The sequence below is a fragment of the Helicovermis profundi genome (assembly GCF_033097505.1).
Taxonomy (GTDB): Bacteria; Bacillota; Clostridia; order Peptostreptococcales; family Acidaminobacteraceae; genus Helicovermis; species Helicovermis profundi.
In genome coordinates this window covers 1,103,288-1,128,384 of record NZ_AP028654.1, presented here as the reverse complement: position 1 = coordinate 1,128,384, position 25,097 = coordinate 1,103,288, and the positions used below count along the sequence as shown (strand labels likewise).

Below are 25,097 nucleotides of genomic sequence, written 5' to 3'. Positions count from 1 at the left end.
TCACTCAACACACTTACGTATATAATACGTTTCGTTCGCTTCGTTCATTAGTTCCTTGAACTACTTGTAAATTCTTTCAAATTCACTTTCATCCCATTCGCTAAAATTATTTTTGCTTGAAAGTATTAAACTTTCAAAACTGAACAGTAATAAACCTTTAGTCTCCTTAGAAAGGAGGTGATCCAGCCGCACCTTCCGATACGGCTACCTTGTTACGACTTCACCCTAGTCATTGATTTCACCTTCGACAGCTTCCTCCACTTACGTGGTTAGATCACCGGCTTCGGGTGCCCCCAACTTCCATGGTGTGACGGGCGGTGTGTACAAGACCCGGGAACGCATTCACCGCGACATTCTGATTCACGATTACTAGCAACTCCAACTTCATGTAGGCGAGTTGCAGCCTACAATCCGAACTGAGATCGGCTTTTTAGGATTCGCTCCAGATCACTCCTTAGCTGCCCGTTGTACCGACCATTGTAGCACGTGTGTAGCCCAAATCATAAGGGGCATGATGATTTGACGTCATCCCCACCTTCCTCCGGTTTGTCACCGGCAGTCTCTCTAGAGTGCCCAGCTTGACCTGATGGCAACTAAAAATAGGGGTTGCGCTCGTTGCGGGACTTAACCCAACATCTCACGACACGAGCTGACGACAACCATGCACCACCTGTCTTATATGTCTCCGAAGAGAAATACTCGATTAAGAATAGGTCATATAGATGTCAAGATTTGGTAAGGTTCTTCGCGTTGCTTCGAATTAAACCACATGCTCCGCTGCTTGTGCGGGTCCCCGTCAATTCCTTTGAGTTTCATACTTGCGTACGTACTCCCCAGGCGGAATACTTAATGCGTTAGCTCCGGCACCGAGATTCGACTCCCGACACCTAGTATTCATCGTTTACGGCGTGGACTACCAGGGTATCTAATCCTGTTTGCTCCCCACGCTTTCGTGCCTCAGTGTCAGTTACAGTCCAGAAAGTCGCCTTCGCCACTGGTGTTCCTCCTAATATCTACGCATTTCACCGCTACACTAGGAATTCCACTTTCCTCTCCTGCACTCAAGTCTAACAGTTTCAAAAGCTTACATCGGTTGAGCCGTTGCCTTTCACTTCTGACTTGTTAAACCACCTACGCACCCTTTACGCCCAATGATTCCGGATAACGCTTGCACCCTACGTATTACCGCGGCTGCTGGCACGTAGTTAGCCGGTGCTTATTCCTAAGGTACCGTCTTTTATCTTCCCTTAGAAAAGAGTTTTACAACCCGAAAGCCTTCATCACTCACGCGGCGTTGCTGCATCAGGCTTGCGCCCATTGTGCAATATTCCCCACTGCTGCCTCCCGTAGGAGTCTGGACCGTGTCTCAGTTCCAGTGTGGCCGATCACCCTCTCAGGTCGGCTACTGATCGTCGCCTTGGTAAACCGTTACTCTACCAACTAGCTAATCAGACGCGGGTCCATCCTATACCGCCGGAGCTTTTACCACTGAATCACTCAATTCTGTGGTCTTATAAGGTATTAATCACCGTTTCCAGTGGCTATCCCTTTGTATAGGGTAGGTTACCCACGCGTTACTCACCCGTCCGCCGCTTTCCATCAATTCATTCACCCGAAGGTTCATTCACTAACTTCACGCTCGACTTGCATGTGTTAGGCACGCCGCCAGCGTTCATCCTGAGCCAGGATCAAACTCTTAAAAAAATTTGCTGGCGTTTTTATACTTGTTTCTTCAAGTTCGTTTTTTATACTTGCTCGCAAGTTTGTTTCCTTCATCATTTTGACTAGGTTCCGCTTGTTTAATATAATTTACTTCGCATTTTTAATTTTTCTTCCTCGCTCAACTCAGTCATGTATTAAATACATTCCTTCATTTCGCTCGTCGATAAATTAAAACTACTCGTTAATTCTATCAAACCTTACGTTTTTACTGTTCAGTTTTCAAAGTTCAATTTTTCTTTGTCTTCCTCACCGGACGACTCAATAATCATAACACATTTCCATTTGCTTTGTCAACATGTTTTTTTATTTCTTAAAACTTTCTTTGTTGCCTTGACTCGCTCTCGCTCTCATCAGCAACTGTTATAGAATATCATTTGATGATTAATCTGTCAACACTTTTTTTTGCTTTTTATACTCTTTTTCTTTTTATTTTTTTTCTTCTTTAATTATATAAAATAAAGAGTTTTTGATAACCATAATAAAACATATTCAATTATCATTTGTAAGCGTTAATAAGCGACAAATTTGATTTAATATTAAATTCTATCTTATAACTATCCAACTATATACACTTCTAAACTATTATTTTATTTTTTTTAAAATAATTAAAATTTTTAGTCATTAAAACAATTTTTCTTATCTTTCTATTTATTAGTATCTATATATGATAAAATAGAGTATGTTTTTAGAAACAAAATAAATTGAAAAGTTGGTGTTTATGAAAGTAATGATAGTTGGTGCAGGAAAACTTGGTACAAAACTAGCAGCCGCAATGCTAAATGGAGAAATTCATGTTACTATAATTGATAATAATCCTATAATACTTGATCGCCTTAAGGATCATCTCGATGTATTAACAATCAATGCTAATGGCGCAAGAAAAGAAGTTTTGGAAGAATTGCACATCGATACATATGATTTAGTAATTTCTGTTACAAGCAATGATGAAACAAATATTGTAATTAGTTCTATTGCTAAAAAATTAGGTTGTAAAAGATCAGTGTCAAGAATAAGAAACCCAGAATATGCTAATCAGCTAGATTTTATAAAATCTTTATATAATATTGACCTTGTAATTAATCCTGAACTTGCTACTTCAAATGAAATTTTACGGTATGTGATGGAAAGCTATACTTTCTATTTTGGTGACTATGCTTTTGGCAAAGTTTCCCTTGTTAATTTTAATGTAAGAAATTTAAGTGAATTTGTCAATAAAAGTATAAGCGAGCTTACATCTGTCGATAGCCTCCTTATTGTTGCTATTTCAAGAAATGGTGATATTATCATTCCTCACGGTGGAACAATTCTACATGAGAACGATATAATTTACGTTATTGGAAAAAAAGAAAACATAGAAATTATTGCAAAAAAATTAAAAGAATCAGTAAATAAAAAAAATGTTAAAAAAGTTATGATATTAGGCGGTGGAAAAATAGGATACTATTTAGCTGATAATCTTTCTAAAAAAGGTATTTCTGTTAAAATAATAGAATCAAATATTACAAGGTGCAAGACTTTGGCAGATACACTCCCAGACAATGTTTTGATAATACATGGAGATGGAACAGATATAAATTTACTTGAAGAAGAAGAACTTTCTAAAATGGATGTATTCATTGGCGTAACCGGATATGATGAAGAAAACTTATTTATGTCACTTAGAGCTAAGCAACTCAACATTCCAAAAGTAATTGCTAAAATTTCAAGACAAAGTTATATACACGTTATAGAAAAACTTGGAATTGATATGGCTATAAACCCTGTAAATATCACTGCAAGTAATATTTTGAAATATATACGAGGTGGAAAAGTTGTATCCGTTTCATTGCTACTGGATGGTCAAGCAGAAGTCACTGAAATTATTGCATCTTCAAACTTACAAATATTAAACACGAAAATTAAAGATTTAAACTTACCAAAGGGAATTATTGTTGGAGCTATTGTTCACAAAAACAAAGTAATTATACCTAAAGGTGACTCCATTATAAGTAAAGGAGATCGAATAGTCGTATTCTCTTTACTTTCTGAAGTTCCAGCACTTGAAACATTCTTCAATTTAAAGGAAGGTAGATAAATGAATTATAAAATGATTTTCAAAGTATTAGGATACTTACTACTTATAATAGCAGTAAGTATGATACCTCCTTTTCTTATTTCTCTTTTTAAAGAACAATACGATATGATTGCATTTGCTATAAGCATCGTTTTAACTTTTAGCATAGGATTTATTTTAACTAGAATTAAGTTAGAAAATACTAATACTAAAATTAAAGCAAAGGAAGGTTTAGTTATTGTAACACTCGGCTGGATATTCGCTTCAATTTTTGGTGCCTTGCCGTTTTATATTTCAGGTAGCATCCCTTCATATGTTGATGCTTTTTTTGAAACTGTATCAGGATTTACTACTACTGGAGCAACTATTATTAATGATATTGAAGTTTTACCTATGGGAATTTTATTTTGGCGTTCATTTACTCATTGGATTGGTGGCATGGGAATTTTGGTTGTTGCCGTTGCCGTTCTCCCTATGATGGGTGCTGGAGGGTTTCATGTTTTCAAAGCTGAGAGTCCCGGACCAATTGCCGATAAAATAGTACCCAGAATCAAAGATACAGCAAAAATACTCTATGCTACATACATTATTATATCAATTTTAGAATTTATATTGCTTTTATTTGGTGGTATGACACCTTTCGAATCAATCGTTCACACTTTTGGAACACTTGGTACCGGAGGATTTTCAACTAGAAATGGTAGTATTGGAGCATTTAATAGTTCTTATATTTTTATTGTTATTTCTATTTTTATGATAATGTCCGGTGCAAACTTCTCTCTCTATTATGATTTATATAAAGGAAAGTGGAGAGACGTTATTAAAAATAGTGAATTGAAATTGTATTTAAGTATTATTGCAATTAGTGTTTTTCTTATTACACTAGATACAAATTTTCACTTATATCACAATTTGTTTAATGCATTTAAACATTCTTTGTTCCAGGTTAGTTCGATAATTACCACAACTGGTTACACTACTTTTGACTACGAAAAGTGGTCATCATTTTCAAAAAGTATTTTATTTTTATTAATGTTCGTAGGTGGTAGTGCAGGTTCCACTGGCGGTTCTATCAAAGTAATTAGAATCTTAGCGCTATTAAAACTTGTAAAGAGAGAACTTACTAAAATAATACACCCAAGAGCGATAGTTTCAGTGAAATTTGGTAATAAGCCCGTTTCAGAAGATACACTCCTTAATATTTCAAGTTTTTTTATGCTCTATATGCTTATATTTATTCTTGGAACAGTAATTATTTCTTTTGAAAATATAAGTTTTATAAGCGCAGCGAGTGCTGTTGCTGCAACGCTTGGTAATATCGGACCTGGATTTGAATTTGTTGGTCCAACACATACTTATTCAAATTTTTCTGACTTTAGCAAAATATTACTTTCATTTCTTATGTTACTTGGAAGATTAGAACTCTTCACTGTTATTGCACTTCTTACACCAAAGTTTTGGAAAAGAGAATTATAATTTTATGATAATGAGTATAGAATTATTAAGAGAAAAAAAATTCACCAAAACCATTAAGTTCATTTACGTATATTAAATATTAAAAAGCAGTCGTGATCTTTGACTAATAAGATCACGACTGCTTTTATATAATATTTTTGTGAGTTTTTTCCTAAAGTTGCTCCATACCAAGCTTAAGTGCTTTTATGTTTATATCAATAAATCTTTCTTTAACAGTTTCTCTAATTACTTCTTCCCAATCAATATCATTAAGTCCCATAGCTTTTACAAGAGCTCCAAATAATACAACATTCGTTGTTTTAATGTTTCCAAGTTCAGCAGCAATTTTTGAAGCATCAAAAGAATATGTCGTAGCTTTCGATTTCACTTCATCTAAAATACCTTCTGGATAATCAATTTTCCCAACTAATATTGGTGCAGATGGAATTCTGAATTCGTTTACAACTACTTTTCCATCAGCTTTTAAATAATCTAACCATTTACCTGTTTCCATAATTTCAAATGAAACTAAAATATCTGCTTGCCCTTTTCCTATAATAGGAGAATTTACTTTTTCTCCGAATCTAACTTGAGTGGTTACACTTCCACCTCTTTGAGCCATTCCATGCACTTCAGACATTTTTACATCATAACCAGCTTTTATTAAACCTGCTGCAAGAATCTTACTAGCAAGAATAATACCTTGGCCACCAACACCAGCAAATAAAACATTTTTAACTTCAGCCATTATTATTCACCTACCTTTTCAATTGCATCAAATGGACATGCTTGAAGACAAACTTCACAACCAACACATGTATTTGCATCAATATGAGCTAATTTCGTTTCTTTATCAAAACTAATTGATGGACAACCAGTTTTTGTACAAATTCTACATCCTTTACATTTATCTTCGTTAACTATACATTTATTAATAAGTGAACCAAATTCCTTAATATCTTGATTAGAATATTTTTTAAGTGCACATGGCCATCTTGTTATGATAACAGCAGGTCCTTCAAAAGCAAACGCTTCTTCAACCGCTTTATCTACTTCATCAAGTTTTAATGGATTAATAGTAACCACATGTTTAATACCAATCGATTTTACTAATGCAGGAATATCTATTTGATTGGTTGTGTCACCTTGAAGAGAGAATCCAGTACCTGGATTCTGTTGATGTCCAGTCATTCCTGTAATTCTATTATCTAAAATAACACTTACAATATTACTATTATTATAAGCTGCTCCAATTAAAGAGTTTACTCCTGTATGGAAAAACGTCGAGTCTCCAATTACAGATAATACTCTTTTTTCAACTCCATTTTTTACAAATGCTTGTTTAGCACCATGTGCCATTGATATAGAAGCGCCCATACAAATAACTGTATCAGTAGCATTTAACGGTTCACTTGCTCCTAGAGTGTAGCATCCAATGTCACCAGTAATCATAATATCTTTTTTCTTAGAGAGTGAATAGAAAAAACCTCTATGTGGACATCCGCTACATAGTGTAGGAGGTCTTGCTACTATTTTTTCCTCAGGAAAAACTAATAATTCTCTTTCTTCGCCTAATAGAGCTTTTGCTATTATATCTGGATTAAGTTCACCAACCCTTGGAATCTTTTCTTTACCAATACATTCAATTCCATTTTGAATCATCTGCTCTTCAATGAAGGGCTCTAATTCTTCAATAACATATAAAGTATCTACTTCTTTAGCAAAATCTTTTATTTTTTGCATAGGAAGAGGATTTGAAAAACCAATTTTTAAATAAGAAGCATTTTCACCAAAAACTTCTTTAGCATAGCTATATGCTACACCACTTGTTACTATACCAATTTTTTTATTATGCATTTCAATTCTATTTAAAGAAGTTGTATTTGAAAATTCTTCTAATCTTTTCAATTTTTCTTCAAGCTTAGGGTGCATAATTTTAGCATTAGCTGGTGCGGCAATAAATTTTTCAGGTTTTTTTACATAAGGAATCATTTTAAACTCTTCTCTGTCCCCTAGTTCAACAAGACCTTTTGAATGACAAACTCTTGTAGTCATTCTAAAAAGAACTGCAACATCGAATTCTTCTGAAATTTTATAAGCCTCTTTAATAAAGTCTCTTGATTCATTTGAATCCGCTGGCTCTATACAAGCAATTTTAGAAAATTTTGCATAATATCTATTATCTTGCTCATTCTGTGATGAATGACAACCAGGATCATCCGCAGATACAAGAACTAATCCACCAGTAACACCAGTATACGCAATTGTAAATAATGGATCTGCAGCAACGTTTACTCCCACATGTTTCATTGCAGCTAAACTTCTAGCTCCTGCAACAGAAGCACCAATTGCAGTTTCAAGTGCAACTTTCTCATTAGTTGCCCATTCTGCTTTAATATCCGTAAAATGCGCAACGCTCTCAAGAATTTCCGTAGATGGAGTTCCAGGATAAGCTGCAGCAAATGTTACTCCAGCTTCCCAAGCACCTTGAGCAACCGCTTCATTACCTGTTAAAAACTTTTTCATTAGATAAATCACCTCATATTTTTTATATAAAATCTAGTAATAATACATACTACATTTTTTAAACATCATTACATATTAGCTGCAATTACACTTCCAAGCGCAATTGAACTTAATTTAGCATCATAGGAATCCGCTCTAGAAACTAAAACCACGGGTACTTTTGCACCCATTATAACGCCTGCACTTCTTCCCTTTGCAATATAGCTAAATGATTTACCAATTCCATTTCCCATTTCAATTGAAGGAACAACAAGTATATCAGTATCTCCAGCTATTTTGCTTGAAAATCCTTTTACTTTTGCAGCTTCTTTTGATACAGCTAAATCAAAAGCTAATGGTCCTTCAAGTAATACACCACTACCAAAAGTACCTTTTTCACATTCTTCTTGAAGTGATCTAGCATCAACTGTTGAAGGCATTTTAGGATTTACTTTTTCTTTTGCAGCTAACGCTGCTATTTTAACTGTTTCAATTCCAATCGCTTTTGCTACATCAATAGCATTTTTAGTTATTTTAATTTTTTCTTCTAAAGTTGGCGTTATATTCATACCACCATCAGTTAGGAATAATAATTTGTGATAATTCTCTAATTCATAAATCATAACATGACTTAATTGGCTATCAGTTCTAAGACCAATTTCTTTATCTAAAACTGCTCTAAGTAATATAGCAGTGTCAATAAGACCTTTCATTAGAAAATCTGCTTTTCCATCTGAAACAAGTTTTACTGAAATTCTTGCAACTTCAGTTAAATTGCACTCATCAATTATTTCATAAGGAGAAATATCTAAACCTTTTTCTTTTGCAATTGATTCAATTGCATTTTTATCTCCTACTAAAATAGGCAAAATTATTTTTTCCTCAGCAGCTTTTGAAACAGCTTCTAATACATCCGTATCCTGCGCAGCAGCAACAACAAGTTTCATAGTTTTTTGAACTTTTGCTTTTTCAAAAAGTTCATCAATATTATTAATCAATCTCTCACCCCCACATTTTCTTCACATTTTTGTTGAACACTTCAACAAAATTAACTGTCACTATAATAATACAAAACTTTTAGCATACTTGCAAGAATTTTGTAATATTTTTTTATTAATTTCATAATTATTTTTAAAAACAACAATAAAATTAATTTAAAAAAATAACAAATCAAATATATGATTTGTTATTTTAAATGTTTAATGTTTAGTTTTAAAATTAATTCATTGACTCAATATGTGATTTCCATGCAAGAGTAACTTCATCATCAGGATTTAGCTCAAATGCTTTATTAATATACTCCTTAGCAAGGTCTAACTTATTTTGTTTAAAATATACAATTCCTAAATTGCACCATATATCAGAAGAGTCAATATGCATTTTTTGAGCTTCTTTAAAATATTTTTCTGCTTCTAAATATTTTTCTTCAGCCATTAAGCACAATCCGACTTCATTATATGTTTCTATGCTTCCAGTATTTAGATCAAGTACCTTGAAATAGTATTTCAGTGCTTTTGAATAATTTTCTAAACCTCTATAGGCTAACCCAATAAAAAACATTAGATTCCACCAATCACTATAATCATTTTCTAAAGGAAGTAGTTTTACTAAACCTTCTTCATGCATTCCATTAATAACTAAATTATATCCTTCTTCGTATTTAACTTTAGCATCAATATCATTAATTCTTTCGATAAGTTCATCTCTCTTATCCTCATTAATATTAAGCGTAATCGACTTTTTCCACATTTCACTTGCAATAGCATAGTTTTTCTTATTATAATAATGAAATCCTAAATGGTAATATCCAAATGGATAATCAGGAAATTCATTAATAAATTCTTTAAACGAATTAAAAGATTCATCTAAAAATATATTTTTTTCATTATCATCAAAAGAACTATCATTTGACATTTCTTCTAGGATTCGTGAATAATTATATAAAATATCAATATTACCCTTTTTTAAAACATTTGCTACTCTTAAATAAATAATAGCATCAATTTTATTTCCATTGTTCGCCAAGAACAAAGATTTTGATAGAAATTTTTTCCAAATTTCTTTATCAATTGCTAGTAGTAAATCAATGTATTTACTTTTGTGAATAAACTCATTATCAATTCCAATTATATAAGCCATTCCATCTATAAAATCGTTTGTTTTAAAATCTGAAATTGATACCTCATTAACTTTACCAACAATGTTTGTAAGTAGTACTGGAAGTGGAGTTTTACTATCAATTACTACACCATTAAATTCCACTGTTTTATTTTCTTTTAGCTCAATAAAAACTACTTCGTTAGTTTTTTTAAGTAAAAATTTTTCAAATTCTTTTGACATATTTCCTCCTAAAATCAAAAAATAATTTTACTAATATTTTTGTCAATTATTTTATTTTTATATAAATCGAAATAATCATATTCTCCCCATCTTAATATCTTTATTGCTTTATGAGAAGCACTTATATGTAATTCTGATATATAATCATTGCTAACTTTTCTACCATCACATGCTACAATTACAGCTCGATATTTATCTTTAACAATCTTAATATCGAGTAGAGTATCTACCGGAACAATCATGCTTGTTTTAAGTGGTCTATTAATACTATTATCATTAGGATTTAAGGGTGTTATTTGGTATACTGGGAGTTCTGAATGTGTTGCAACACCACCTGCCCATATAGCATAACCCGTTGCACCGATGGGCGTTGAAATAATAAAACCATCTCCAGTAAAATAATTAAAAGGCTTGCCATTAATATATATTTTAGCTTCCATAATTGTAGGATCTAAATGCTTAATAAGTATTTCATTAAATGCATAATGAAACAACTTATTTCCCTTTACAGTTACACCTTTTACTTCAAGTAAAGGATAACTCATAATTTTATAATCTTTATTTTTTAATATACTAATTATTTTTTCGATTTCATTCGGAGAAATACTCGGCAAAAAACCTAAACTTCCGGTATTTATACCTAGAAAAGGCGTGTTTTTATACCTATGCTTTCTAATTGCACTAAGCATAGTACCATCACCACCAATTACAATGATTAAATTCGCTTTTTCTGTTACTATATTAAATCCATTTTTAATTAGAATACCTTTCAGTTGCTCTTTAGTTTTTAAGGAAGCTTTTCTATTATTATTAAATAGCATAATATTTTTCATATATAACCCCTACCTTACTTATCATTTAATCTATTGAATAATCTTTTTTTTCTTGTTGTATTTGAAAGAATATCAAATAGTTCTCCCCTATATATCATTATTGTACCAATAAATCCTTGACCAAGAATTAGGAATATTACAAATTTTAGTGCAAAGTTGACGTTGTAAAGCGGAGTATTTACGATTGTCAAAACTAAATTTGTAAAATAATAAACTACTACTGTTATAGTTCCAATAAGAATAACATTTGGAATTAACCAACTAAAAAAATTATTTTTAACAAAATTTATTGAAAACTTTAAAGAATCTACTTCAGTAAGATTGAATTGATAAATTATCTCAAGAAGAGGATTAAACAATATAAATAATGCAAAATAACACAATATCAATATAATCTTTCCAAATGGAATTAAAGATAGAAGTGGAAAAACAAACAACGACATTCCAAAATTAAAAAGATAAAGAATTAATAATAATACATAAATTTTCCTTAAATAAATAGAAAAACTATACTTTAAGTCTGATAATTCAAAAATCTTGTTACTTATAATTTCATTTATAACATATAAATAGCTCGAAACAACAGCACTTTCTAATAGAAAAATAATAATTCCACCAAAAATACTCATATTCGAAGCAAGCTTTAACCCTATATACATGATTATCAAGTATGGAACTCCTACTAAAAAAATAGCTGGATTGTTAAACATTTTTTTTATTGTTTTCTTTAAAACCTTCTTATTTGTAACAAATAAATCCTTAATAATATCCATTTTCACCTCTTAATCTTTCAAATTCATCATCTTATTTTATAATAATTAGAGAAATCAAATATTCTATTACTCACATTATAATCAAATAGCACTAAAGTTGACTTTGGAACCGACTCTTTATATGCACTATTAATTAATTGAATTACATCATGAGAAAACTCTCTAATTATAATTTTTTTTAATATTTCCTTTGCTGGTACATTAATATATCCTGGTAAATATTTCATTAAATTTTCTTCATCATGTAAAAAATCATGTGTACTTTTTTTTATTTCTTTTAAATCCCTTTTATACCAACTAAATTCTTTTTTCTTTCCGATTCTATAAAAATCAAACTGTAATAATTCTCCAATAATTTCCAAGCTGTCTGGAAATAAATCGTTCATAAATTCATATAAAATAACAAATAATTGTTCCATTCCATGTGAATTATGAATCAATTTTTTTCTTATCCAATATTCATTAAATTTTACAAAAAATTCGGATTCTCTTTCAAAATAATTTAGCAGAATATACTCGACTGTATGCTTAAATAACCCTGAGTTATAATATAACTCTAAAAGTTCTTCTATCCCTTTTAACTTAATTATATCAGAAAAACTAATATATTTATTTGAAAAAACTTCATATGGAGCTTTATTATCAAAAACATACTCGTACATATCAATATTTTTTCTAAGTCCACTTCCTTTAAGAAGTTTCAGAAATCCCAATTGAAGTTTTTCCGGTCTAAGAGCAAATACATCATCAAAAGAACTCATAAAAATACTGAAAGTTTCATACGGTAAACCTGCAATAAGATCCAAATGCAAATGTATGTTTTTGCTTTCTAGTAACTTTAGAGTAACATATTTAACCTTATCAAACGGAATTTTCCTTTTAATTTCTTTTATAGTTTCTACATTTGTACTCTGAACGCCTATCTCAAATTGAAACAAACCTTCTCTAGCATTCTTTACAAGACTTATCATATCATCATCAATTAAAGATGCTGTCATTTCAAAATGAAAATTTGTAATACCATTATCATTCTGAATTAAATAATCAAATATTTTATAAGCATGAGCTTTATTTGCATTAAAAGTCCTATCAACAAATTTAACTTGAACTACATCGCGCTTTAAAAAAAAGTCTAAGTCTTTCTTAACTCTTTCAAAAGAAAAAAATCTTACACCTTTTTCTAGCGAAGAAAGGCAATATTGACAATTAAATGGACACCCTCTCGAACTCTCATAATAAATAATTCTATTTTCAAGTTCTTTTAAATCAGAATAAGGAAATGGAACAATATCCAAATTATCGATTTGATTTCTTTCTTTATTTTTAATTATTTTCTCCCCAATTCTAAAAGATAAACCATCTACCAAAGCTAAGTTTTCATCGCTTTTTATAGTATTTAAAAGGTGATTAAATGTAATTTCCCCTTCTCCAAAAATAATAAAATCAATAAATAAATTATTTTTCAAAATAAGTTCTGAATCAAAAGACACTTCAGGACCACCAAGTATAATTTTCACCTTAGGACTAACTTTTTTTAGATTTTTTGCAATTTCAAGTATCATGTCAATATTCCATATATAGCAGCTAAATGCAACCATATCATGTTTTCCAGTAAAAAGTTCTTTTAAAATATAATCTTTGTGCTGATTTATTGTAAATTCTCGAATATCAACATCGAATTCAGTAGAATTTATTTTATCATTATAAGCTTTTAAATATCTCAGAGCCAAAGATGAATGAGTAAATCTAGCATTAAGTGTTGTTAACAAAATTTTCATATTATTTTCCTTTGTAATTTAATAATTGATAGATGTATTATATCACACAAAAGCATAATGCTTGATGAATTTATATTTAATATTCTATGTATATTTTTACTCACTTTATTATTATTGTTAAAAATTAAAAAAATTGATACCTAAAGTAGCGCCTTTCAGCTGATTTTGCTGATGAAGCGTATTTAGGTTCCTTTGTACATCTTTTTATTTCCATTTATTTTTCATGTTTTAAAAGACAAAAAAATTGATACCTAAAGTAGCGCCTTTCAGTTGATTTTGCTGATGAAGCGTATTTAGGTTCCTTTATACATCTTTTTATTTCCATTTCATGTTTTAAAGGCAAAAAAATTGATACCTAAAGTAGCGCCTTTCAGCTGATTTTACTGATGAAGCGTATTTAGGTTCCTTTATACATCTTTTTATTTCCATTTCATGTTTTAAAGGCAAAAAAATTGATACCTAAAGTAGCGCCTTTCAACTGATTTTGCTGATGAAGCGTATTTAGGTATCAATTTTTTAATTATAATCTATGAACAAATAGTCCACTTCTAAGTTTTGGTTCAAACCAAGTTGATTTAGGTGGCATTACCACACCAGCATCAGCTATTGATAATAAATCATCCATAGTAGTAGGATACATTGAAAATGCAATTTTCATATCTTTGTTACATCTTTCTTCAAGTGCTTTAAGTCCTCTAATTCCGCCAACAAAGTCAATTCTTTTATCTGTTCTAGGATCTCCAATACCTAAAACTGGAGTTAAAAGATTCTTTTGAAGAATTGATACATCTAATCTATCCACAGGGTCATTAGCATCATAGATACCTTCTTTAGCAGATAACTTATACCATTTATTTTCTAAAAACATTCCGTACGTCTTTGCATCCTTTGGTTTATATGGTGAAGCCGAATCAACTTCTTCTACGATAAATTTATCTTTTATTTTTTCAATTACTTCAGCAGGAGTATTTCCATTTAAGTCTTTTACAACTCTATTATAATCCATAATAAATAAATCATCATCCGGGAATATTACTGATAAGAAATAGTTAAATTCCTCTTCTCCACTATAGTCCGGAAAAGCTTTTCTTCTCTTGTTTCCAACATTTACTGATGAAGCTGATCTATGGTGTCCATCAGCAATATATAAGTAATCAACTTTTTCAAATAAAGAACTTAATTTTTCAATAATCTTGTCTTCATCAATTGTCCAAATAATATGAGTAATATCATCATCAGAAATAAAATTATAAACAGGCATATTAAATTTAATCCAATCATTAATAATAGTTGTAATTTCTTTATTATTTCTGTAAGTTAAAAATATTGGAGCAGTATTTGCATTACATACATCAAAGTTATTAATTCTATCTACTTCTTTTTCTGCACGTGTAAATTCATGTTTTTTAATAATATCATTCATGTAATCATCTATTGATGTACAAGCAACAACACCCGTTTGTACTCGACCATTCATTAATTGTCTATAAATATATAATGTAGGTTTTTCATCTTGAATAAGTACTCCATCATCAATAAAATTATCAAGATTTTCTCTTGCTTTTAAATATACTTTTTCATCATATTGACTTATAGAATCATCTACATCCATTTCACTTCTAACGACATGTAAAAAAGATATATCGTTACCCTCAGCCATTTTCTTTGCTTCTACTCTATTCATTACATCATAAGGTAATGATGCAACTTTTTCTACTAAATCTTCTTTTGGTCTAAATCCTTTAAATGGTCTTACTACTGCCATTGTATACCTCCTATATTAAATACTAAAAAACTCTTTAATAGTGTCAATTGTCTCGTTACCAATTCTAGTTTGCGCTTCATTTGTTGATGCTCCTATATGTGGTGTAACAGATACTTTTGGGTGATTAATTAACTTTTCATTTTTAGTTGGTTCCTCTTCAAAAACATCAATTCCAGCACCTGCAATATCACCATTATTTAAAGCGTTTAGCAGTGCATTTTCATCAATAACACCACCACGAGCTGCATTAATAATAAATGCACTTTTTTTCATTAATTTAAATTCTTTTTCACTAATAGTTGCACCATTTTCTTTAATAAATGGAACATGAAGTGAAATAAAATCTGACACAGCTAACAATTCGTCTTGTGATAAAAATTCATAATTATCAAAGCCTTCACTTTTACCGAAAATATCAGTATAGACAATTTTCATGCCTAGAGCTTCACCTTTTCTAGCAAGTTCCTTACCGATTCTTCCAAAACCGATAATTCCAAGTGTTTTACCATTAATTTCAATACCTTTATAAGCTTTTTTATTCCACTCGCCGTTTCTCATAGTTACGTTAGAAATATTAATAAATCTTGCTAAGGCAAACATATGTGCAATTGCAAGCTCTGCAACAGCACTAGAACTAGATTTAGGTGTATTTTTAACCGATATTCCTTTACCTTCAGCATAGTTATGATCTATATTATCGATTCCAACACCAGCTCTAATTATAAGTTTCAAAGAGCCATTTGCCACCACGTCAATTAGTTCTTCTCTTACCTTTGTAGCACTTCTAACTATTAACACGTCAAAATCTAATAATTTTTCTTTTAATTCCTCAACATTATAAAAATTAGTATCTACATAATGACCACATTCCTCTAAGATTGTAATAGCAGCATTATCCATACCATCATTTGCAAGTATCTTTAGCATTTAATCCCTCCTACTTAAGATTTAATATATCTTCAATTTGTCCTAATAGTTCTTCTAATTCTTCATGAGTAGTATCAGCCATATGTGCAATTCTAAAAGTTTTCTCCTTTAAATCACCATATCCATTTGAGATAGTAAAACCTCTCTCACCAAGTTTTTTATTTAAATCTGCTACACTTATTTCTCTAGTATTTAGTATAGTAGTAAGTGTATTAGAAGCGTACTTTTCTTCAGCAAACATTTTAAAATATTTATTTGCCCACGCTCTAACAAACTTTGCATTTTCCTCGTGACGATCATAAATAGCGTCAAATCCTTCTTTTTCCATTTTATCTAGTTTGTAATCTAGTGCAAACATATGAGATAAGGTTGGAGTCGATGGATATTGATGATCTTTCTTTAAAATGTATTTGTACAAAGCTAATAAATCAAAATACATACCTCTATTTTCAACTAATTCCGCTCTTTCAACAGCTTTTTTTGAAAACGAACAAATAGCCATTCCAGGAGGTAATCCTAAACATTTTTGAGTAGAAGTTATACATATATCTATTCCTAATTTATCAACTTCAACTTTTGCACCACCCGCAGAACTAACCATATCAACACAGAAAATTACTTCAGGATATTTTTTAACTACTTCTGCAATTTCAACAATAGGATTCATTAATCCAGTTGAAGTTTCATTATGAGTGATCGTAAGTAGATCATATTCGCCAGTGCTTAATGCTTTATCTACCATTTCAGGTGTTGTTGGTTGTCCCCATTCAGATGCATATTTATCTGCTTTTACACCATTCGAGATTGCCATTTTATGCCATCTATCTCCAAATGCACCCACGCTAAAAACTGCAGCTTTCTTTCTAGTACAACTTCTAATTGCACCCTCCATTAAACCACTACCAGAAGAAGTTGATAGTATTATTTGTTCTTTAGTAGACCATAATTTCTGCATTTTTTCAGAAATTGACCTTTGTATATTTGAAGCTTCTTTAGTTCTATGTCCTATCATCGGAGTAGCCATTTTCTCTAGAACATCATCAAGTACATTAACTGGTCCTGGTATAAATAATTTTTTGTACAATTGTAATCCCCCTTTATAAATATAAATAAAATTTATTCAAGCTTAATATTAAGCAACAATTGATAAAAATTATTAAATAAGTGATTCATAGACAATTATCAACTATTATATCTTAACACTCACATTTTATCATAAAAATTATTCATTTCAATAATAAATAAAATATAATTATTAAATTTATTATATATTTAGTAATTATATAATATTACTTAGTGATTTTAATTTATATGTCAATAATACACATAAAGCTAAAATATTTTTAGATATAATTTAAAATATTTTAGCTTTATAATCATTTGAATATTAAATTTGTTGGGACAATTTATATATATAAAATAACAATAAAGTCCCTATAAAAATTTTGTTAACTAAATCATTGCAAAATCAAAATTGTCATTACATTTGTTCCGGAGCTTTTAATCCAATTAATGTTAATGCATTTTTTAGTGTCTGTTCAACAGCTTGAACTAACATGATTCTAGCATTTTTTAAATCTAAATCGTCAACAAGTATTGAATTGTCGTGATAGAATCTATTAAATTCCTGTGCCAATTGAATTGTATATCTTGTAATAAGAGAAGGTTCGTATTTTCTTGCAGCATCTTTGACAACATCTGGAAATTTAGCAAGTAACCTTATTACTTCTACTGAGACTTCATCATTTAATTTTGAATAATCAATTTCATTAGATATAGCACCATCTAATTTTCTTAGAACACTACAAGTTCTTGCATGGGTATATTGAACATAAGGTCCCGTTTCACCTTCAAATGACAAAGTCTTTTCTAAAGAAAAAGTATAATCTTTAATTCTATTGTTTGATAATTCTTGGAAAACAACAGCTCCAATACCTATAGCTTTGGCAACCTCTTCTTTATTTTTTAAATTTGGATTTTTTTCTTCAATAATTTCTTTAGTTTTGTCCACTGCTTTATTTAGTACATCTTCTAAAAATACTACTCTTCCTTTCCTTGTAGAAAGCGATCCTTCTTCTAAACCTACCATACCAAAATCAACATGAACACAATCTTTATACCAATCGTAACCCATTAATTCAATTATTTTGAACCATTGCTGAAAATGTAATTTTTGTTGCGAACCAACTACATAAATATTCTTAGCAAATTTATAATGATTTTTTCTATATATTGCAGCAGCAAGATCTCTTGTTATATAAAGAGATGATCCGTCACTTTTAGTAACTAATGCTGGTGGCATATCGTACTCTTCTAAATCTACAATTTCCGCTCCTTTAGACTTTGTAAGAATATTTTTTTCTCTTAGCTCATTTAATACGGCTGGCATTTTATCCGAATAAAAACTCTCGCCTGTATATGAGTCAAATTCAACTCCAAGCATTCCATAAACTCTATTAAATTCTTTTAAAGATACATCTTTAAACCATTTCCACAAATCATATGCTTCTTGATCATTATTTTCAAGTTTCTTAAACCAATCTCTTGCTTCTTGATCAAGTTTTTCGTCCTTTTCAGCTTCTTCATGGAATTTAACGTAAATTTTTAAAAGTTCTGGTATTGGGTTGTTTTCAATATCTTCTTTATTACCCCATAATTTATATGCTACAATTAACTTTCCAAACTGCGTACCATAATCCCCCAAGTGGTTTATTGCAACAGTATCGTACCCTAAAAATTTATGAATTTTGTAAAGAGAATTTCCAATCATAGTTGATCTTATATGACCCATATGAAAAGGTTTTGCAATATTAGTTGAAGAGAATTCTACAATAATCTCTTCACCATTTCCAATATCACTTGAACCATAACTATCTTTTTTTTCATTAACATTCTCTAAAACTGATTTAACAAATATTGTTTTACTATTTGTAAAATTAATATAAGCATTCACAGATTCAATTTTTTCAAAATATTTGTTTCCACTGATTTTTTCTACTAGATCTTTTGAAATCATATTTGGCGATTTTCTATAAATTTTTGATAATTTGAAACATGGAAAAGCAAAATCACCCATATTAGTATATTTTGGAATTTCAAGCAAACTTGATATTTCATTTTTTTCAATTTCTGGAATCACAACACTTAGCAAATCAACAACTTCATTTTTAAAATTAATCATATTTCCTCCTTTATAAAACAAAAATCGCCTCTTGAAAAATCAAGAGACGAATATTATCCGCGTTACCACTCTAGTTGTAGCAAGCTACCACTCAAATCCTTTAATGGGGATACCATAAATTTTTTTAAATTTAAAATCTCAAAAGCTCTTTTTTCATAAAAGTTTATTACTAGACTTACACCAACTCTAGTTCGCTTAAAATAGTACTTAAATTACTTTTCTTTATCATAGATTAGAATATTCATTTGAAATTAATTTTACCACATTTCATATAATAGTACAATATTATAAATATTTTTTTTTACCATAAAGTGATTTTTGCTTTCCTATTCATAAGTGTGTTGCGATATAATAGCAAACATCAAATATTTTGTTAATTCCATATATAATAGAAATAAGCATTCTTTCATGCTATATTATTATAGTAAGTAAATAACTTTTATTTTGCATATTGCACACGATTATGTAAAATGAATATACTATTATAATATAAAACTGGCTGACGTATTATAAATACGCTCGATTTAAAAAGGAGTTTATACATGGAATCTATAATAAAAAATAAAAAAATATATCTAACGGACATAATCCTTATTACTAATATAGTTGTTTTTCTAATTTCACTAGCAATTAAATATATAAGTGGAAGTGATACTTTACTTCTACTAGGAGCAAAGATTAATTATAAAATAGCAAATTACGAACTATATAGACTTGTAACTCCAATGCTTTTACATGGAAGTTTTACTCATATACTATTTAATTCCATTGCACTCTTATCTTTTGGTAGAAGCATAGAAGAAAATCTAGGAAAAAAGCGTTTTTTCTTAATTTATTTAACTGCAGGAATTTTTGGTTCAATTGGTAGTTTTATGTTTGACGATAGTATATCTATTGGCGCATCAGGCGGAATTTTTGGACTAGTAGGAGCATATTTCTATATTTCAGCATTTTATCCTGACGATATAAAAAAATCAATAAGGAAAAACATGTTAGTTATTGTACTAATCAACGTATGGTACGGAACTACCAATCCTCAAATTGATAATTTTGCACACGGATTTGGGCTTATTAGTGGTTTTATTGCTGCATGGGCATACGGATATCCAAATCAAATTAAAATGCAGATTAAAAATAGAATTGCTCAACTCGTCCTAATACTTGGATTTATGTTTTTTATTTTTGTTTCTATCCCTTCATATCAAAGTAAAGCAAATTATTATATTTATAATATTGTCGATTCATACAATGACAAAAACTATGAAAAAACAACAAAATTAATTATGGAAGCAAGCGAAAAATTTCCTCATAATGAAACCATTATTAAATTTAAAAACTCCTTTTTAAAATAAATTAATTTTCTAGCTTAAGCATTTGCTTTACTTTTGCTGAAACTTTAAAAGATATAATATACTTAAACTTTATAAGTATATTATATCTTTTCCTTTTAAACTATTTGTAACTAATTTTATACAAGTCTTCCCTTCTATGTTTCAGAAGAGGAAGTTCATCTCTTATTTTATTTACGTAATCGAAATCAATTTTAGCTGAAATAATCCCCTCTTCTATGTTAGCCTCATTTATAATATTTCCAAAAGGATCAACGATTATAGAATGTCCATACGCTTTGTATGAAGAGTGAATATTTCTTGCCGGGGAAGCTGCAACAAAATACACCTGATTGTCAAGTGCCCTAGCTCTTGCTAATAAGTTCCAATGCATAGGTCCAGTCACAGTATTAAACGCAGCTGGAACAACTATTAGTTTTGCACCCTCAAGTGCAAGAATTCTCATATATTCAGGAAAACGCATATCGTAACAAATAGCAATTCCAATTTTCCCGTACTCCGTGTCAATCACAGTAATTTTACTGCCATATGACAACGTATCAGATTCTTTAAAAAATATTTTGTCTTCAATATCAATATCAAATAAATGTAGTTTTCTATGCTTTCCAATTAATTCACCTTTTCTATTAAAAGAAAAAGATGTATTATATAATTTTCCATTTTCTAATTCTGGTATTGAACCACCAATTATGTAGATACCAAGTTCACTTGAAAGTTTAGATAACCAAGCTGTTGTATACCCTGGATATTCTTCACTATAATCCAAAAAAAATTTATTATCATATGGACAATTAAACATTTCTGGAAGAACAATAATATCGCTTCCATTATTTTTAGCTTCCCTAATCATAATTTCAGCTTTTTTAATATTAGTTTCTTTATTATTCTCTGGTTTCAATTGACAAACGGAAATTTTAAAATTATCCATAATTCCTCCATATGCATTCTACTCATTAATTATGAAAGCTATTTCAATAGATAGATTTTCTTTTATTTCTTCCAAATCATCACCAGAAACACATCCATCAAATAAATTTTCATCAATTTCTTCATCGTTATAATTTAAAAACAATACTGTATTATCAAAATACCAAAATTCATAATTCGAATACATATCAAGATTTGTTTTTTCAAATGGTTTGCTTAAAATAACTTTATAGTAGAGTTTAAAATCCATAAAATAATTATTTTTTGAATCAAAATAATTATCTAGAGTTTTTAAAAATTTGATTTTAGAATCTTCAACCATAGTTTTCTTTATCTGATTTACAGTTAGAAATTGTTTTAATAGGGGTGCAATACTATTTGAAATTGAATCTACAATAATCATTTGATTATTATTAAGTAAACTGTATGTTTCTGTAACAACGATATAGCCGTAAATATTATTGTTAAATATGTCAAATGAATTTATTTTAATTGGACTAATTAATAAACAATTCGAATCCGGTCTATTTCCCCCACATGAAATATCAAAAAAATCTTCATATTTTGTATTATCGTATTCTACATAGCTTTCCTCAGTATTTAAAGAAATAAATTCATCATTAACAATTATTTTAGTATTCTTTTCATAACCTATTTTACTTACTACATTAAATTGATTACCAACATTAACCAAGATAAATGCTTTTGATACATCATAACCAATATTAATAGTTTCAATTGCAATTTCGCAAAGTTCATTCATATCACTACATGAATTAATGTTTTTTACCATTCTATTTAAATTCTTAATATCATTAAGTTGTTTTTCTATTATTTCCTTTTGAAATGCTATTTTATTAAAATAAAGTGCATTTGTAATTGATATGTATATCGATTTCGCCATACTTTCAATTTGAACTAAAGTATCATCTTCATATTTCTTACCATTTACAGGCTCGCCTACAGTAACAAACCCTAAAATATCATTTTTAATTAGCAAAATAACATATTTAGCACTTAATCTATCAAATTCTGAGACATCAACAAATATTTTGCTTAATTCATCTCTATCTGTATCTAAATTATAAATAATTTTTAAATTTGTAGCATTTTTAGAAATTAAGTCAATTTCTGAATAATATTTTTTAAAATTAACTATGTCACTATAGCCTTTTATTACAATTTTTTTCCTTAGTTCATCATATAATCCAAAAGATGTTATTGAACTAGAAGTAAGCTCTCTTATAATATCAATACAAAGAGAATACAGTTTACTAAGATCTAGTTCAGCCATAATCATTTTTGTACTTTGATTTACAAAAAATAAATTAAAAATCTTTTTATCGAGCTCTTTTTTTAATTTTGTATTCTTATCAGTATCTAGTGCTATTGTGAGGGCAAGATTCAATAAATTTTTCATACCCTCATTGTATTCTTTTGATATATGTACATTATTTTTATCTTTAAATCCATTTGAAATAATAAAACCAATCAATTCATCGCGTACAATAATTGGAATTATCACCTCAGTATTATAATGCTTATAAAAATTTTCTTCAAAATATTTATCAAAATCTTTATACATAATACGACCATATAAAGTGGCAATTGATTTTAATTTCATTGAATAATCATACTCTGATATATAATTTGTATAACCAATAGATTTTTTCATTAAATATTTATTACTATACTTAACATATAATAGTGATTTATCTAAATTAAGTGTGCTGTGGAAGAATTCATACCCATATGAAATAATTTGTTCAAAACTTAAAATCTGTGAAAAAAAATCAATAGTTGTTAAAACTTTTTTAATATTTTTATCCATGTCTTTTCACCACCCTATTATTTAATCATATAAATGCAGTTCATTATCTTTAACATAAAATGAACAAGACATTAAATCATTTACTTTTCTCTGTAAGTTTTTAATTTCTAGTACGGTTTTAGGATAAACTCCATTAACTATCTTGATTTCCCCATCACCTCTAGTTTTTAGCATATCCTCTAAGTGGTCGAGTTTTATATTTGTTCTAGCAATTTCATCCATAATATTATCATAATTTATAATTAAGGCCCTAAAAGTATTTAATGCTTTTTCTTCTAATCTTGATTTGTTTGATTCAAAAATCTCTAATTGTCTTTTTAATTTATTTGCTTTTCCAATAGTTTCCTTAAGAATAATTTCAATACTATCAAGTTCATGTTTTATCATTACTCTTTCGAATCCCTTAACATTCACTACCGTTTTCTTCTCAAATTTATTGCCAATTGAACCTGTAATAATTTTATGATCAGCTTTTACTTGGCCACCGATTATTCTTCCATTTTTCGGTGAAAGTATTATTTTTTTTCCTTCTAAATAACTATCCATTGAATATTGTGAAATATGGATATCTCCACCAGCGACAACACTTGTTTCATTAACGTATTTCAAATAAACATCACGTTTTGCACTAATTTTAGTAGTATTCTTGCCATTAACGCCACCAGAAATAGAAACACTACCGTCCCTAGATTTTATGAATTTAACAGCACCTATCCCCATTTTACCTTCGATAGTTATATCCTTTGTAGCTTCTACTGAAAATAAATCAGCCACTGTGCCTTTAATAGTTACATATCCATCAAAATCTACATTACCTGTGCTGTAGTCAACATCCCCATGTATTACTAAGTGATTATCAACTCCAATTTTTTTTCCATCAAATTTAACTGCACCAGCAAATTTTGCTCTTAAAACATAATTACCGTTCTCTGGATTTTCATATACAGATTTTTTCTCATATTTTAGCTGAGCATCTTTACCAGGTTTTGGCTCCACAATTTTTCCAAAAAGTGTTTTTCCATTAATTCCTAGAGTAGGAGGGATTTTTTCTCCAATCCAATCGTCCTTTTCAACATTGTCAATTAACTTGACATCATAAAAATCCATATTACCATCAGTTCCTTCTTTAACTTTTCTTTCACTTAACTTATAGTATACAAGTTTTGCATTTTCTCCACTTATTGGAGCCTTACCAGTAGCAACAACGAATTTTTTACAAGAAGGAATATCTGAATTTAATAGTTCATGATTTATGCCTTCTAAAATATTTTTGCTATTTAAAAAAGAAATTATATCTGTTTTTACCTTATCTACATCTCTATCAATTTCACTATTTGTTAAATAAATTTTTAAATAAGCAACCATTTCATCTTTTGAAATATCTAGTTCATATATTTCTTTCAATTCACCTATTTTAGTTTTTTCAGTACTATCTAAATTTAATAATTTTTTTAATGCAATAAAGTCAGTAATCTTAACCCTCGGATTTAATTTACAAACATTATTAAATTCCGGCATAGATATTTTTTCATTAAATACTTGTAAATTAACGTCTTTATCATTTATTTCAAGTATTAGCTTACTATCTCTATAAATTTCCATAATTTTCTCCCAAAATACATTTATACCTAATTCTATCATAAATTATCTAAATAATT

17 protein-coding genes, 1 rRNA gene and 1 other annotated feature are annotated in these 25,097 nt (G+C 29.4%); of the genes, 3 read left to right on the top strand and 15 right to left on the bottom strand.

Going from position 1 to position 25,097, the window contains the following annotated elements; all coding sequences use genetic code 11:
• Window positions 1–170: 170 nt before the first annotated feature.
• Window positions 171–1,704, bottom strand: a 16S ribosomal RNA gene (locus AACH12_RS04835).
• Window positions 1,705–2,440: 736 nt separating this feature from the next.
• Between AACH12_RS04835 and trkA the strand changes: the two genes are divergently transcribed.
• Window positions 2,441–3,796, top strand: a complete 1,356-nt coding sequence (trkA, locus tag AACH12_RS04830; protein WP_338536946.1) for a Trk system potassium transporter TrkA — start codon at window positions 2,441–2,443, stop codon at window positions 3,794–3,796.
• Entirely contained in the window at window positions 3,797–5,251 is a 1,455-nt protein-coding gene (locus tag AACH12_RS04825; RefSeq protein WP_338536945.1) for a TrkH family potassium uptake protein, read from the top strand.
• Between the two features lie 151 nt (window positions 5,252–5,402).
• Here the strand turns inward: AACH12_RS04825 and AACH12_RS04820 are convergent, their stop codons facing one another.
• From AACH12_RS04820 to argS, 11 genes are all read right to left on the bottom strand, one after another.
• Entirely contained in the window at window positions 5,403–5,978 is a 576-nt protein-coding gene (locus AACH12_RS04820) for an indolepyruvate oxidoreductase subunit beta (RefSeq protein WP_338536944.1), read from the bottom strand.
• A 2-nt stretch (window positions 5,979–5,980) separates the two neighbouring features.
• Entirely contained in the window at window positions 5,981–7,756 is a 1,776-nt protein-coding gene (iorA, locus tag AACH12_RS04815) for an indolepyruvate ferredoxin oxidoreductase subunit alpha (protein ID WP_338536943.1), read from the bottom strand.
• Window positions 7,757–7,824: 68 nt separating this feature from the next.
• On the bottom strand, window positions 7,825–8,733 hold the full coding sequence (locus AACH12_RS04810; RefSeq protein ID WP_338536942.1) for a bifunctional enoyl-CoA hydratase/phosphate acetyltransferase: 909 nt from the start codon (window positions 8,731–8,733) through the stop codon (window positions 7,825–7,827).
• Window positions 8,734–8,953: 220 nt separating this feature from the next.
• A complete protein-coding gene (locus AACH12_RS04805; protein WP_338536941.1) occupies window positions 8,954–10,075 on the bottom strand; it encodes a tetratricopeptide repeat protein in 1,122 nt (373 codons plus the stop codon).
• A 14-nt stretch (window positions 10,076–10,089) separates the two neighbouring features.
• A complete protein-coding gene (locus AACH12_RS04800) occupies window positions 10,090–10,908 on the bottom strand; it encodes an NAD(+)/NADH kinase (protein ID WP_338536940.1) in 819 nt (272 codons plus the stop codon).
• A gap of 14 nt (window positions 10,909–10,922) precedes the next feature.
• Window positions 10,923–11,681 (bottom strand): hypothetical protein, encoded by a 759-nt coding sequence (locus AACH12_RS04795; protein WP_338536939.1) that lies wholly within the window; start codon window positions 11,679–11,681, stop codon window positions 10,923–10,925.
• 26 nt (window positions 11,682–11,707) lie between these two features.
• The gene (locus AACH12_RS04790) at window positions 11,708–13,459 is read right to left on the bottom strand and encodes a B12-binding domain-containing radical SAM protein (RefSeq protein WP_338536938.1); all 1,752 of its coding nucleotides are present in this window, start codon (window positions 13,457–13,459) and stop codon (window positions 11,708–11,710) included.
• Between the two features lie 520 nt (window positions 13,460–13,979).
• Window positions 13,980–15,224, bottom strand: coding sequence for a DUF1015 domain-containing protein (locus AACH12_RS04785; RefSeq protein ID WP_338536937.1), 1,245 nt, complete (start codon window positions 15,222–15,224; stop codon window positions 13,980–13,982).
• A gap of 15 nt (window positions 15,225–15,239) precedes the next feature.
• Window positions 15,240–16,151: a D-2-hydroxyacid dehydrogenase gene (locus AACH12_RS04780; RefSeq protein ID WP_338536936.1), complete on the bottom strand. Its 912-nt coding sequence runs from the start codon at window positions 16,149–16,151 to the stop codon at window positions 15,240–15,242.
• Between the two features lie 10 nt (window positions 16,152–16,161).
• Window positions 16,162–17,235 carry a pyridoxal-phosphate-dependent aminotransferase family protein gene (locus AACH12_RS04775; protein ID WP_338536935.1) on the bottom strand — a complete coding sequence of 358 codons (1,074 nt, stop codon included), beginning with the start codon at window positions 17,233–17,235 and terminating at the stop codon, window positions 16,162–16,164.
• Between the two features lie 396 nt (window positions 17,236–17,631).
• The gene (gene argS, locus AACH12_RS04770; RefSeq protein ID WP_463671011.1) at window positions 17,632–19,329 is read right to left on the bottom strand and encodes an arginine--tRNA ligase; all 1,698 of its coding nucleotides are present in this window, start codon (window positions 19,327–19,329) and stop codon (window positions 17,632–17,634) included.
• Window positions 19,330–19,371: 42 nt separating this feature from the next.
• Window positions 19,372–19,570, bottom strand: a binding site (T-box leader).
• 304 nt (window positions 19,571–19,874) lie between these two features.
• On the opposite strand from argS, the gene AACH12_RS04765 reads away from it, so the two are divergent.
• Complete coding sequence (locus AACH12_RS04765) at window positions 19,875–20,684, top strand: rhomboid family intramembrane serine protease (RefSeq protein WP_338536933.1); 810 nt, start codon at window positions 19,875–19,877, stop codon at window positions 20,682–20,684.
• A 100-nt stretch (window positions 20,685–20,784) separates the two neighbouring features.
• Here the strand turns inward: AACH12_RS04765 and AACH12_RS04760 are convergent, their stop codons facing one another.
• The 3 genes from AACH12_RS04760 to AACH12_RS04750 are packed head-to-tail and all read right to left on the bottom strand — an operon-like array spanning window position 20,785 to window position 25,041.
• Window positions 20,785–21,609, bottom strand: a complete 825-nt coding sequence (locus AACH12_RS04760) for a carbon-nitrogen hydrolase family protein (protein WP_338536932.1) — start codon at window positions 21,607–21,609, stop codon at window positions 20,785–20,787.
• 18 nt (window positions 21,610–21,627) lie between these two features.
• On the bottom strand, window positions 21,628–23,439 hold the full coding sequence (locus tag AACH12_RS04755; RefSeq protein WP_338536931.1) for a hypothetical protein: 1,812 nt from the start codon (window positions 23,437–23,439) through the stop codon (window positions 21,628–21,630).
• Between the two features lie 21 nt (window positions 23,440–23,460).
• Entirely contained in the window at window positions 23,461–25,041 is a 1,581-nt protein-coding gene (locus tag AACH12_RS04750; RefSeq protein WP_338536930.1) for a DUF342 domain-containing protein, read from the bottom strand.
• Between the last annotated feature and the right edge of the window lie 56 nt (window positions 25,042–25,097).

What these genes read in the sequence shown, in the direction of transcription:
- trkA (WP_338536946.1), top strand. Translation starts at nt 2,441, where the DNA reads ATGAAAGTAATGATAGTTGGTGCAGGAAAACTTGGTACAAAACTAGCA.
- AACH12_RS04825 (WP_338536945.1), top strand. Translation starts at nt 3,797, where the DNA reads ATGAATTATAAAATGATTTTCAAAGTATTAGGATACTTACTACTTATA.
- AACH12_RS04820 (WP_338536944.1), bottom strand. Translation starts at nt 5,978, where the DNA reads ATGGCTGAAGTTAAAAATGTTTTATTTGCTGGTGTTGGTGGCCAAGGT.
- iorA (WP_338536943.1), bottom strand. Translation starts at nt 7,756, where the DNA reads ATGAAAAAGTTTTTAACAGGTAATGAAGCGGTTGCTCAAGGTGCTTGG.
- AACH12_RS04805 (WP_338536941.1), bottom strand. Translation starts at nt 10,075, where the DNA reads ATGTCAAAAGAATTTGAAAAATTTTTACTTAAAAAAACTAACGAAGTA.
- AACH12_RS04800 (WP_338536940.1), bottom strand. Translation starts at nt 10,908, where the DNA reads ATGAAAAATATTATGCTATTTAATAATAATAGAAAAGCTTCCTTAAAA.
- AACH12_RS04795 (WP_338536939.1), bottom strand. Translation starts at nt 11,681, where the DNA reads ATGGATATTATTAAGGATTTATTTGTTACAAATAAGAAGGTTTTAAAG.
- AACH12_RS04790 (WP_338536938.1), bottom strand. Translation starts at nt 13,459, where the DNA reads ATGAAAATTTTGTTAACAACACTTAATGCTAGATTTACTCATTCATCT.
- AACH12_RS04785 (WP_338536937.1), bottom strand. Translation starts at nt 15,224, where the DNA reads ATGGCAGTAGTAAGACCATTTAAAGGATTTAGACCAAAAGAAGATTTA.
- AACH12_RS04780 (WP_338536936.1), bottom strand. Translation starts at nt 16,151, where the DNA reads ATGCTAAAGATACTTGCAAATGATGGTATGGATAATGCTGCTATTACA.
- AACH12_RS04765 (WP_338536933.1), top strand. Translation starts at nt 19,875, where the DNA reads ATGGAATCTATAATAAAAAATAAAAAAATATATCTAACGGACATAATC.
- AACH12_RS04760 (WP_338536932.1), bottom strand. Translation starts at nt 21,609, where the DNA reads ATGGATAATTTTAAAATTTCCGTTTGTCAATTGAAACCAGAGAATAAT.
- AACH12_RS04755 (WP_338536931.1), bottom strand. Translation starts at nt 23,439, where the DNA reads ATGGATAAAAATATTAAAAAAGTTTTAACAACTATTGATTTTTTTTCA.
- AACH12_RS04750 (WP_338536930.1), bottom strand. Translation starts at nt 25,041, where the DNA reads ATGGAAATTTATAGAGATAGTAAGCTAATACTTGAAATAAATGATAAA.